Genomic DNA, 12,025 nt, shown 5'->3' on the forward strand with positions numbered 1-12,025 from the left:
GGCAGGGCGGTTCGAGGCAGGGCGGCGCGAGGCAGGCCCTCGATCGAGGGCGGGTTTCAGGCATCCGGTGGTGAATGATGCGCTGTTGAATATTTTGAGTATCTATTAATGATCCGGTAATTGGTTGTTTTCGTCATGGTGGTCAAGTGTTGATCGTGATGAGGGCGAGGGTAGTACTCATGCGTTGTGAGTGGCGACATATCCGATGAAAATCATGGGGTTGAGAGGTTTATTAGATTTTCATGACATGATATTGATCAAATCAAGAGCGGTGAGCGCATCTTGCCTGTTTTGCGCATCATCAAATGATTCGATATGTGGTTTATTGCGGATCTTTTTGATAAGATGTTGGTGAAAACCTCAATGGGAATAACAACTTATGTGGATCTGGCAGCAGCCTGACTGGCCACGGGGGCGGTTGGAGGTCATGCCCTTGATGGGGCAGTTGGCGGCGACCCAGGCGGTGATGTCGCCGCTGGTCGCTCAGGGACAGAATCTCTATCCCCGACAACGCCTGCGTCTCGAGGCGACGCTCCTCAGCGAAGAGATGGAAGCCAGTGCCCAGCTGTCCGGCGTGGTGCTCGGGCGGGCGGCGTTGCGTGATGCGCTTTATCAGGCGCTGGGGCTGGAGTCCGGCCATCAGGAGTCACCGCGCGGGCCGGCACCTGGCGTCGACGTCTTCGTGGATGTGACGCTGGAAGTCGTGCGCACGGCATTCCAGCCTCTGACCCGCCAACAGGTGCTCGAGTGGCATCGGCGTCTGGGGCCTTTCCTGCCGCGCAGCAGTGGTCAGCCACTCGGTGCATGGCGCGAGGCGCGCTACGAAGCGGTCAGCGGTCGTTACGGTCTCAAGCGCTTGCGCTATCGCGCCCCGGCGGAGAACCCCGATGCGCTGGACCGGGAGCTGGATGTCTTCTGGCAGCGTCTGGCGACGGAAGAACCGGATGTGGATAACTCAGGGGTGTTGAATGCCCTGCAGCTGCATGCGCACTGGCAGGCGCTCGCACCGCTGGCCTTGGGCAACGGCTTGATCGGGCGCTTGCTGCTGATGCGCTGGCTGACACGAATCGATGCCCTGGCCGCGTTGCAGCAGCAGGGCGAGTTTGTCGGCAAGGTCGCCGAGCGCTGGGAGCCGGAAGCGCTGGAGCAACTCTGCTGGCGCCGCCAGGCGCTGTTCTCGGTGGTGCTCGAGCATCAGGATGAATTGCGCGAGCTGGAGCAGCGTTATCTCGGCAAGCCCCAGACCTCGGCCAGCGGCCATCAGCTGCCGCCGCAGCTGGACCGCGCGCTCAATGGTGAGGTGGAGGATGCAGCGCCCGGTGACATGAATGTCTGGGCCGAGTGGTGGCTTTTGCGACTGCGCGACGCCGGCCGTCGGACGGCCTTCCATTACCAGCGCGTCCAGCGCGCCGAGCGACTGTGGCTGGAGCACGCGCGTACGCCGCTGAATGCCCGCCAGCGCGAGCTGGTACTGACATTGTTGGAGCGAGATGACGAAGAGGGCGTGGGGCGCGCCGAATACCGTGCCCTGGTCGATACCTCCGACCCTACCGCTGCCCGCGATCTCGCCGACCTGACCGCCAAGCAGGTACTGGAAAGTTACGGTGTCGGGCGCGGTACCCGGTATCGCTTGCCGGTCTTCGCCCCTCAGGGAGATAGCCCTGTGAGAGACGAGCCCTGAAGCGTCAAAAAAATCGCGAAAAAAAGCGGGAAGGGTCATGACGACCCTTCCCGCTTTTTTGAGGTGGCTTGCCGGTGTTCTCAGTTCCTTGTTCTCAGTGCCGTGTTCTCAAGCCAGTGTGCTCGAGAGCGCCGGCCAACGTGGCGGCCCCGATCACGTCATACGGAATACGGCAGCACTGCGGTATAGATGGCGAAGAAGTGGCAGGTACTGCCGCCAAGCACGAACAGGTGCCAGATGGCGTGGTGATAGCGCAGGCGCGTCATCAGAAAGAAGATCACGCCCAGGGTATAGGTGATGCCGCCGGCGACCAGCAGGATGAGCCCCGTCTCGGAGAGCTTCTCGACCAGCATCGGCGAGGCGAACACGATCAACCAGCCCATCAGCAGATAGACGCTCACGCGCAGGGCGCTGAAGCGTTCAGGCCAGCGCAGCTTGAGGAAGATGCCGCCCAGCGCGAGCGACCAGATGATGGCGAACAGCGTCCAGCCGGTCGGGCCGCGAAGATTGACCAGCAGGAAGGGCGTATAGGTGCCGGCGATCAGTAGATAGATGGCGCAGTGATCCAGCAGCTGGAAGGCATATTTCAGGCGTGGATGACGAATACCGTGATAGAGCGTCGAGGCCGCATACAGCACCACCAGAGTCAGGCCGTAGAGGCTGACGCTGACGATCTTCCAGGGGTCGACTTCGGCGGCGAGGCTGGCCATCACGATCAGCACGATCATGCCGACGAGGCCCATGACGGCGCCGATGCCGTGGCTGGCGCTGTGCAACCATTCTTCCAGCCGGGTATAGAGAGCAGGCGTCGCGGAGGTATCGCGTGAATTCGCGTCATCGGCAGGCGATGCGCTGGAAGAGGGCGATGCCTGAGGAGGTGTCGAGGCGGGCCGTGTTGACGAAGGCTGTGATGACTGAGGTTGCGATGAAGAAGGCTGTGATGATGCAGCCGTTGAGTCTTTGCGCATGGCGATGTCTCCGGCGCGGGTTCGACTCCAGCCTACTCTCTGGCGGGTGACGTCGTCATGTCACGCTCGCTGTGCCAGCCAGTCAATTTGCCTATAAAGGAAGGGGGAGCCCATCAGGCTCCCCCTGCGCGCGGCTACTCGCTGCGCTCGATATCCACGTCGCTTGCCTGGGTGAAATCATCCAGTGCCATCATGTGGCCCAGCTTGCCCGCCTTGGTCGAGAGATAGTGCTCGTTGTGCGGGTTCAGGCCGGTGGTGATCGGCTGGCGCTCACTGATGGTGACACCATCACGGGTCAGGGCATCGACCTTGCGCGGGTTGTTGGTCATCAGCTTGAGAGTGCTGACGCCGAGATGCTCCAGCATCGGCACACAGATATCGTAGCGGCGCATGTCAGCCCCGAAGCCGAGGCGCTCATTGGCTTCGACGGTATCGGCGCCGCCATCCTGCAGCTCATAGGCGCGAATCTTGTTGAGCAGACCGATGCCGCGGCCTTCCTGACGCAGATAGAGCAGCACGCCGCGGCCTTCGGCGGCAATGCGCTTGAGCGCTTCCTGCAGCTGATAGCCGCAGTCACAGCGCATCGAGAAGAGGGCGTCGCCGGTCAGGCACTCGGAATGCACGCGGCCCAGCACCGGTGCGCCGTCATCGATGTCGCCCAGAGTCAGGGCGATGTGGTCCTTGCCGGTGGTCTCATCCTCGAAACCGTGCATTGTGAAGGTCGCCCAGGGCGTTGGCAGCCGCGAGGCGGCGATGAATCGAATGGTCACTGTTCACCTCGAACGCCCGGACAATCGCCGGGCTGAAAAAGCGCGGGCATGCGGTGGTCCGGCAATGTCTCGATGAGTCGCTCGAGATACCGGCGGCCAGCATGCAGTCATGTGGCGAGTTTACCAGTCTGTGGCCGATGACTCATCGCTCTGTATGGAAAAGCGTTGTTGCCGCCACCACCACAATGGCCGGATGACGCCAGCAAAGGGACTACAAAGGCGGGGCGATTTGCCAATGCATTTGTTGCATCACCACGATGGGCGGGATTTTTCTCAGGCTCTGATAGAATGCCGAGACATTCCCCGAGCTGATGTGTGATTCCGATGACCTTGAAGAATGATCGCTTCCTGCGCGCGCTGGCCCGTCAGCCGGTCGACCGTACTCCCGTCTGGATGATGCGCCAGGCTGGCCGCTATCTGCCGGAATATCGCGAAGTCCGCGGTCAGGCCGGTGGCTTCATGGACCTGTGCATGGACACCGCGCGTGCCTGCGAGGTGACGCTGCAGCCGCTGGAACGCTTCCCGCTGGATGCCGCCATCCTGTTCTCCGACATCCTGACCATCCCGGATGCCATGGGGCTGGGCCTTTACTTCGAGACTGGCGAAGGCCCGAAATTCCGCAAGACAGTGCGGACTGCCGAGGAAATCGCGGCGCTGAGCGTGCCGAATGTCGAGCGTGATCTCGATTACGTCATGCGTGCCGTGTCCACCATCCGCCGTGAGCTGAACGGCCGCGTGCCGCTGATCGGTTTCTCCGGTAGCCCGTGGACACTGGCCACCTATATGGTCGAGGGCGGTTCCAGCAAGGACTTCCGTCATGTGAAGGGCCTGATGTATTCCAATCCGGAAGCCATGCATCAGTTGCTCGACACCCTGGCGCAGGCCGTCACCGACTACCTGAACGCCCAGATTGCCGCGGGTGCTCAGGCGGTGCAGATCTTCGATACCTGGGGCGGCACCCTGTCCACGCCGGCCTACCTCGAGTTCTCGCTGCGCTACATGGAGCAGATCGTCGCTGGCCTCAAGCCGGACAGCGAAGGCAACCGTGTACCGGTGATCCTGTTCACCAAGAATGGTGGCCAGTGGCTCGAACACATCGCCGCCACCGGCTGTGATGCCGTCGGCCTCGACTGGACCACCGAGATGTCCAATGCGCGTGAGCGTGTCGGCCATCGTGTGGCCCTGCAGGGTAACCTGGACCCGAATGCGCTGTTCGGTACGCCGGCCGCCATTCGTGCCGAAGTCGGGCGCATTCTCGACAGCTACGGCCAGGGCCCGGGCCACATCTTCAACCTGGGGCACGGCATCAGCCAGTTCACCGACCCGGGTAACGTCAATGCCCTGATGGACGCGCTGCACGAGCTGAGCCCGGCCTACCATCAGGATGACGCCGCCAATGCGACACCGGTCGCCCGCGGCTGATGGGAGAGCCCTTCATGGTCTTCTCTGCTGCCACCCCTGTTGCTGCCTATAGAAGGTGGCAAGCAGCAGGGCGGCCAGCGGGGGTGTCAGCATGACGCCGGTCGAGCAGCGTCTCATCCCGCGCCGCGGTTGGGCCTTCGTGGCTCTGCTGTGCCTGTTGCTGATCCTGTTCGGCACGCTCTCCCCGGGCGTGCCGCACCCGGAGCAGACCTTCCCCTGGGACAAGCTGCAGCATTTCTCCGCCTTCGCGTTGCTGGCGCTGACGACACGGCTGGCGGGCTTGACCAGCTTGATCATCCTGCCGCTCCTGCTGCTGCTGGGCGTCGCCATCGAATGTCTGCAGCTGGCGATTCCCTATCGCGGCGCTGAGGTGCTGGATGCGCTGGCGGACCTCGCCGGCATCCTCATCGGGCTGGGGGTGTTCCAGTGTGTCAGGCTGATTCTCCATCTGGTCCGCCTCGGGCCGGCCTCTCGCTGAGCCTCTCCCCCGGGCCGCGTGTCATCGATATGCGGCCTGTCTGAAATTGTCATGCATCAACACTTTCCACTCTGGCCGTCTTTGGCTATGGTGCAGCGCCTGCGCCATGTTGGCGCTTGCCCGGCATGTCGCGTATCACGACATCACGCCGCGTGGTCGTCATGCGGGCCGTGAACTGCCGGCCTGACGCTGGCGCTGTGCTGATTGGCGCAATTTCCGATGGCCATCGTGCCGTCTCTATCCATACCTTGATATCCCGTCTGTGATATCCAATGCGAGGGTCCCCCATGACCGAACGTCTCGATGGCTCCTGGTTTACCGAAATCTTCGATCGCCACGGCAGCGCCTTCTCGCTCAATGTCAGCCACAAGCTGCATGACGAGCAGACCCCTTATCAGCACCTCGAAGTCTATGCCACCGAGACCTACGGCAACCTGATGGTGCTGGACGGCTGCGTGATGCTGACTGACCGTGACAACTTCCTCTATCACGAGATGATGTCGCATCCGGCGCTGTTCGCTCATGCAGACCCCAAGCGTGTCGTCATCATCGGCGGTGGCGATTGCGGCACCCTGCGTGAGGTGCTCAAGCACCCGGGCGTGGAGAAGGTCACCCAGATCGATATCGATCCGGCGGTCACGCGTGCCTCCGAGCAATTCTTCCCGGCGCTGGTCGAGTCCAATGACGACCCGCGCGCCGAGCTGCTGTTCGAGGATGGCGTCAAGTGGGTCGACAACTGCCCGGACGAGAGCATCGACGTATTGATCGTCGATTCCACCGACCCGGTCGGCCCGGCGGAAGGTCTGTTCAAGACCGACTTCCTCAAGCGCTGCCATCGTATCCTCAAGCAGGGCGGCCTGATGGTGCAGCAGAGCGAGTCCCCGCTCTATCACACCGATTCCATCATCAAGGACCTGCGCAACGACATGGGCGAAGCGGGCTTTGATAGCGTCGCGACCCTGCCGTTCCCGCAGCCGGTGTATCCGTCCGGCTGGTGGAGCTGCACCCTGGCGGGCAAGGGCTGTGACGTGAAGTCCTTCCGCGAGGAAGATGCCGCTGCCGCCACCTTCGCGCGTGACTTCTATACCGTCGAAGGCCATCGCGCCGCCCTGGTGCTGCCGCCCTTCATGCAGCGCCTGCTGGAGAAGTGATCTGCATGCACCTTGCGGTGGCAAGGGAGTCCCATCAGGCACGAAAACGTGCCTGATGGGATGAACAAGCGTTGAGTCAGGCAGACCGAGACATTGGTCGCAATCTGCCACTCGCGCCACATCGCTGCACCGCCAACGGCCGTTTCGCAATGAAACGGCCGTTTTTATTTTGCACCGATATGAGGCGAACTGGTCTCGCCATGAGCCTAACTGCGCGGCAATCGCGCGGAATGATCCGCCGCCCCACCCCGAGGCTTTGGCCTATAACACTGGGTTTTAGCGCTTTTTTCAGCGTTGAACGCAGCGGATCACGCGATAGGCGGAAATTGGAACGCGGCTTGCTATTGTCGGTAGGTGCCATGCAATGCATTGCACCACTTCTGACTCGAGGCTGATCGAGCGGACTCCAGACTTTCGCGAGGGAATCACGATGCATAACAACAAGAAGCCACTGCTGATCGCTAGCGCCGCTGTCCTGGCCGCCTCCATGGCGACAGGCGCCAGTGCCGCGACCCTGGATAGCGTCAAGGAAAAGGGCTTTGTCCAGTGTGGCGTCAGCACCGGCTTGCCGGGCTTCTCGGCACCGGATGACGCCGGTAACTGGCAGGGCCTCGATGTCGATGTCTGCCGCGGCGTCGCGGCAGCCGTGCTGGGCGATGCCAGCAAGGTGCGCTATGTGCCGCTGACGGCCAAGGAGCGTTTCACCGCGCTGCAGTCCGGCGAGATTGATGTCCTGTCCCGCAACACCACCTGGACGGCGACCCGTGACACCTCACTGGGCCTCAACTTCGCTGGCGTGAACTATTACGACGGCCAGGGCTTCATGGTCAGCAAGGACCTGGGCGTCTCCAGTGCCAAGGAGCTGGACGGGGCAGCCGTCTGCATCCAGTCCGGCACCACCACCGAGCTCAACCTGGCGGACTACTTCCGCCTGAACGACATGTCCTTCGAGCCGGTCGTCTTCGATACCTCCGACCAGACCGTCAAGGGTTTCGAAGCCGGTCGTTGTGACGTCCTGACCTCCGACCAATCCCAGCTCTACGCGCTGCGTATCAAGCTCTCCGATCCGGCATCCGCGATGGTGCTGCCGGAAGTCATCTCCAAGGAACCGCTGGGCCCCGTCGTCCGTCAGGGCGATGACCAGTGGTTCAACATCGTCAAATGGACCCTGTTCGCGCAGATCAACGCCGAAGAGATGGGTCTGAGCTCCGACAACATCGAAGAGAAGAAGTCGGACACCAACCCGAACGTCGCGCGCCTGGTTGGTGCCGATGGCAACTACGGGGAAGCCATGGGGCTGCCGGCTGACTGGGCCTACCAGGTCATCAAGCAGGTCGGTAACTACGGCCAGATGTTCGAGCGCAACGTCGGTACCGGCTCCGCACTGGGTATCGAGCGCGGCTTGAACGCACTGTGGACCGATGGCGGCGTCCAGTACGCCCCGCCGGTTCGCTGATGCGCGGGCTCGCCCTGTACTGCGGGTGGGCCTTGCCCCTCATGACAGGCTGAGCAAGGACGCTGGCCAGGGGAAGTGAGCGTCTTGCTCCACTTCCTCTGGCCAGCGTCATGTGGGCCCCGGTTAATGAGCCCCAGCCTGTACCTCGTGACCCATTCATCGAGTGCCGAGAGATAACTGATCTGCCGTTCGATAGGACGGCAGGCGGAAGTCGCATAGCTTTCCGGCGGAGATTGCCTGTATGACACAACCTGCTTCTCGCCCGCCGGCCACGGTCAAGCCGCCATTCTGGCGTGACCCGGCCAAGCGGGCACTGATCTTCCAGCTATTGATGCTGGCAGGCGTGTTCGGTGTGTTGGCGATCATCGTCAGCAATACCCTGACCAACCTCGAAAGCCGTGGCATCACCACCGGCTTTGCCTTTCTGGACAACACCGCAGGCTTTGGCATCCTGCAGAGCCTGATCGACTATTCCGAGCAATCCACCTATGGCGATACCTTCATCGTCGGCCTGCTCAATACCTTGTTGATATCCGCGCTGGGTGTCATCGCCGCGACCGTGATCGGCTTCGTCATGGGGGTCGCGCGTCTGTCCCCCAACTGGCTGATCTCACGGCTGGCGGCGGTCTATATCGAAGTCTTCCGCAACATCCCGCTGCTGCTGCAGATCTTCTTCTGGTATTTCGCCGTCCTGAGAACCCTGCCGAGTCCGCGTGGCTCGCTGTCGCTGGGCGAGGCGTTCTTCCTCAACGTGCGCGGTCTGTTCGTGCCGGCCCCCATCACCTCCAGCGGTTTCTCGGTGGTGATTGCGGTGTTCGTGCTGGCCGTCGTCGCCAGCGGCATCTTCAGCTACTGGAACCGTCAGCGTCAGGCACGTACCGGTCAGCGCCTGCCGGCAGGCTGGATCTCGCTCGGCCTGATCATCGTGGCGCCGCTGCTGGCCTACTTCGCGATGGGCATGCCGCTGAGCTGGGAGCTGCCGGAACTCAAGGGCTTCAACTTCCGTGGCGGTATCACGGTCGTCCCCGAGTTCCTCGCCCTGTGGGTCGCGCTGTCGGTCTATACCGCTGCCTTCATTGCCGAGATCGTGCGTTCCGGCATCGAAGCGGTACCGCACGGCCAGACCGAAGCGTCACGGGCGCTGTCGCTGTCCGGTGGCATGACACTGCGTCTGGTGGTGGTGCCGCAGGCGCTGCGCGTCATCATCCCGCCGCTGACCAGCCAGTACCTGAACCTGATCAAGAACTCGTCGCTGGCCACGGCCATCGGCTATCCCGATCTGGTCTCGGTCTTCGCGGGTACCACGCTCAACCAGACCGGTCAGGCCATCGAAGTGATCGCCATGACGATGCTGGTCTATCTGACCATCAGTCTGCTGGTCTCCATGTTCATGAACTGGTTCAACGCCCGCATGGCGTTGGTCGAGCGCTGAGGGTCTGCCCATGTCGATTGAAAAGACCCTGTCACGGGTCACCGAGAAGATGATCGATTCCCGTCCGGCGCCGAGCGACAGCATCGGCGCGGTGGCCTGGTTGCGCAGCAATCTGTTCGCCGGACCGATCAATACGTTGTTCACGCTGTTCGCGCTGTATCTGGTCTACCTGCTGGTGGTGCCCAGCCTGCAGTGGGCGCTGATCGATGCCAGCTGGAGCGGCACCTCACGAGAGGACTGCACGGGGGAGGGCGCCTGCTGGGTGTTCATCAGTGCGCGTCTCGATCAGTTCATCTACGGCTTCTACCCGAGTGAGGAAACCTGGCGGGTCGATATCGTCTTCGCCGTCTTTGCGGCTCTGATCGCCTGGCTGGCGATTCCGAAGCTGCCGGCCAAGGGCTGGGTCGCCATCGTCAGCCTGGCGGTGTTCCCCTTCATCGCCTACTTCCTGCTGCATGGCGGCAGCTTCGGCCTCGAGATCGTCGGCACCCACGAGTGGGGCGGCCTGATGCTGACACTGGTGCTGGCGGTGGTGGGTATCGTGGCGGCACTGCCGCTGGGGATCCTGCTGGCGCTGGGGCGTCGCTCCGAGATGCCGATCGTGAAGAGCATCTGTGTGGTGTTCATCGAGTTCTGGCGCGGCGTGCCGCTCATCACGGTGCTGTTCATGGCCTCGGTGATGCTGCCGCTGTTCGTGCCCGGCGAGGTCAATCTCGACAAGCTGGTGCGCGCGCTGATCGGCATCACCCTGTTCCAGAGTGCCTACATGGCGGAAGTGGTGCGTGGTGGCCTGCAGGCGATCCCCAAGGGGCAGACCGAGGCCGGCATGGCGCTGGGGCTGGGCTACTGGCGCAACATGGGGCTGATCGTGCTGCCCCAGGCGCTCAAGCTGATGATTCCCGGCATCGTGAATACCTTCATCGCCCTGTTCAAGGACACCTCGCTGGTACTGATCATCGGGCTCTTCGATCTGCTCGCCATCGTGCAGGCCGGTCTCGCCGACCCCAAATGGCTGGGCTACTCCATCGAGGGCTATGCCTTCGTGGCGCTGGTCTTCTGGGTCTTCTGCTTCAGCATGTCGCGCTACAGCCAGTATCTCGAGCGCCTGCTGCATACCGGTCACAAGAAGCGCTGATCACGGCGCCAAGGAATCTTCATCATGACAACGACAACATCCGCCTCGCAGGGCAACACCGGCGCCGATGAGCGCCCGATGATCGAGCTCAAGGGTCTCAACAAGTGGTACGGCGACTTCCACGTGCTGCGCGACATCAACCTGAGCGTGCGCAAGGGCGAACGTATCGTCATCTGTGGCCCCTCGGGGTCCGGCAAGTCGACGATGATCCGCTGCATCAATCATCTCGAGGAGCATCAGGAAGGCGATATCGTGGTCAACGGCATGCCGCTGACCCAGGACATCAAGCAGATCGAGGCGATCCGTCGCAACGTCGGCATGGTGTTCCAGCACTTCAACCTGTTCCCGCATCTGACGGTGCTCGAGAACTGCTGTCTGGCGCCGATCTGGGTGCAGAAGCGACCGCGCCGCGAGGCGGAAGCCGAAGCCATGAAGTACCTGGAGCGCGTGCGCATCGCCGATCAGGCCCACAAGTTCCCCGGTCAGCTGTCCGGCGGCCAGCAGCAGCGTGTCGCGATCGCGCGCTCGCTGTGTCTGAGCCCGGAAGTGATGCTGTTCGATGAGCCGACCTCGGCGCTGGACCCGGAGATGATCAAGGAAGTGCTGGATGTCATGGTCGAACTGGCCAATGAAGGCATGACCATGCTGTGCGTGACCCACGAGATGGGCTTCGCCAAGACCGTCGCCGACCGCGTCATCTTCATGGATCAGGGCCAGATCATCGAAGAGAACGCGCCGGAGCCGTTCTTCAACAACCCGCAGTCCGAGCGGACCCAGTTGTTCCTCAGCCAGATTCTGGGGCATTGAGGCCACGGACTGATCGGATGCTGTAAGCCGTAAACAGAAAACGCCCCGCGTGATTTCCATCACGCGTGGCGTTTTCGTGTGTGAGTCGCAAGGCAGTCAGTGGGTGCTCACTATCAACTCATTGCTCTGGATAAAGAGGCTCGTTTAGAGGCTGGGCTCGGTGCGGCGTACTTCGCTGCTGTTGGTGTCTGGCAGTTCTTCATCGCTGCCCAGGCTTGGCTCCTGCGGCTTGGCTGCGGCCTTGGGCGATGCAGCGGCAGGCGCATCGGCAGTTGTCGCTGCCGCCGCTGTGGCAGCGGGCGTTTCTTCGCCTTCGCGCGGCCAGGTGACGCTGCGTGGCTTGCCGACCCAGCTGTCGTCATTGTCGTGCACCGCCGGACGGCGCGAGATGGAGCGCGTCACCAGCGCCGCGGCATCCAGGGTGTGGTTGCCCCCGCGAATGCTCAGCAGGTGATGCGGCGCCATCAGCAACTCGAACAGCAGGCGCGTCATCACGAAGGCCAGCAGGAAGCCGCCGACACCCTGCGCCAGTACCGGCCACTGCGCGACCAGCGAGTTGTCAGGCCCGATGGGCGTCAAGTGCTGCAGCGTCCAGCCGCAGGCAGCCGCCAGCAATCCCAGCTGCAGCATCAGGTGAGCGGTGACCAGCACGCGCCGGGGCAGCGGGCGGCGCATCAGGAGCAGATTGCGCATCGAAACTTCTCCGAGAAAAGACCACAGGATGA

The 12,025-nt window shown here is 62.4% G+C and carries 11 protein-coding genes; 8 read left to right on the forward strand and 3 right to left on the reverse strand.

The window, feature by feature from the left end; translation table 11 throughout:
* Positions 1–379 precede the first annotated feature (379 nt).
* Positions 380–1,681, forward strand: a complete 1,302-nt coding sequence (locus R1T44_RS01795; RefSeq protein WP_317292467.1) for a DUF4172 domain-containing protein — start codon at positions 380–382, stop codon at positions 1,679–1,681.
* A 158-nt stretch (positions 1,682–1,839) separates the two neighbouring features.
* Here R1T44_RS01795 and trhA read toward each other — a convergent pair whose 3' ends face one another.
* On the reverse strand, positions 1,840–2,469 hold the full coding sequence (trhA, locus tag R1T44_RS01800; RefSeq protein WP_052384316.1) for a PAQR family membrane homeostasis protein TrhA: 630 nt from the start codon (positions 2,467–2,469) through the stop codon (positions 1,840–1,842).
* 314 nt (positions 2,470–2,783) lie between these two features.
* Complete coding sequence (ribA, locus tag R1T44_RS01805; RefSeq protein ID WP_043331593.1) at positions 2,784–3,419, reverse strand: GTP cyclohydrolase II; 636 nt, start codon at positions 3,417–3,419, stop codon at positions 2,784–2,786.
* 324 nt (positions 3,420–3,743) lie between these two features.
* On the opposite strand from ribA, the gene hemE reads away from it, so the two are divergent.
* The 7 genes from hemE (at position 3,744) to R1T44_RS01840 (ending at position 11,300) form a co-directional block, all read left to right on the forward strand.
* Positions 3,744–4,841, forward strand: coding sequence for a uroporphyrinogen decarboxylase (hemE, locus tag R1T44_RS01810; RefSeq protein WP_043331592.1), 1,098 nt, complete (start codon positions 3,744–3,746; stop codon positions 4,839–4,841).
* A 91-nt stretch (positions 4,842–4,932) separates the two neighbouring features.
* Positions 4,933–5,319 carry a VanZ family protein gene (locus tag R1T44_RS01815; protein ID WP_215823670.1) on the forward strand — a complete coding sequence of 129 codons (387 nt, stop codon included), beginning with the start codon at positions 4,933–4,935 and terminating at the stop codon, positions 5,317–5,319.
* A gap of 287 nt (positions 5,320–5,606) precedes the next feature.
* Positions 5,607–6,470, forward strand: a complete 864-nt coding sequence (gene speE / locus R1T44_RS01820; RefSeq protein WP_317292468.1) for a polyamine aminopropyltransferase — start codon at positions 5,607–5,609, stop codon at positions 6,468–6,470.
* 430 nt (positions 6,471–6,900) lie between these two features.
* Positions 6,901–7,926 carry an amino acid ABC transporter substrate-binding protein gene (locus tag R1T44_RS01825; RefSeq protein WP_153635024.1) on the forward strand — a complete coding sequence of 342 codons (1,026 nt, stop codon included), beginning with the start codon at positions 6,901–6,903 and terminating at the stop codon, positions 7,924–7,926.
* A 241-nt stretch (positions 7,927–8,167) separates the two neighbouring features.
* A complete protein-coding gene (locus R1T44_RS01830; RefSeq protein WP_043331589.1) occupies positions 8,168–9,358 on the forward strand; it encodes an amino acid ABC transporter permease in 1,191 nt (396 codons plus the stop codon).
* Between the two features lie 10 nt (positions 9,359–9,368).
* Positions 9,369–10,493 (forward strand): amino acid ABC transporter permease, encoded by a 1,125-nt coding sequence (locus R1T44_RS01835; RefSeq protein ID WP_043331588.1) that lies wholly within the window; start codon positions 9,369–9,371, stop codon positions 10,491–10,493.
* Positions 10,494–10,571: 78 nt separating this feature from the next.
* On the forward strand, positions 10,572–11,300 hold the full coding sequence (locus tag R1T44_RS01840) for an amino acid ABC transporter ATP-binding protein (RefSeq protein ID WP_043331784.1): 729 nt from the start codon (positions 10,572–10,574) through the stop codon (positions 11,298–11,300).
* A 144-nt stretch (positions 11,301–11,444) separates the two neighbouring features.
* Here the strand turns inward: R1T44_RS01840 and R1T44_RS01845 are convergent, their stop codons facing one another.
* Entirely contained in the window at positions 11,445–11,993 is a 549-nt protein-coding gene (locus R1T44_RS01845) for a hypothetical protein (RefSeq protein ID WP_317292469.1), read from the reverse strand.
* Between the last annotated feature and the right edge of the window lie 32 nt (positions 11,994–12,025).

Origin of the sequence: Cobetia amphilecti (genome assembly GCF_032923285.1) — a bacterium.
Taxonomy (GTDB): Bacteria; Pseudomonadota; Gammaproteobacteria; order Pseudomonadales; family Halomonadaceae; genus Cobetia; species Cobetia amphilecti.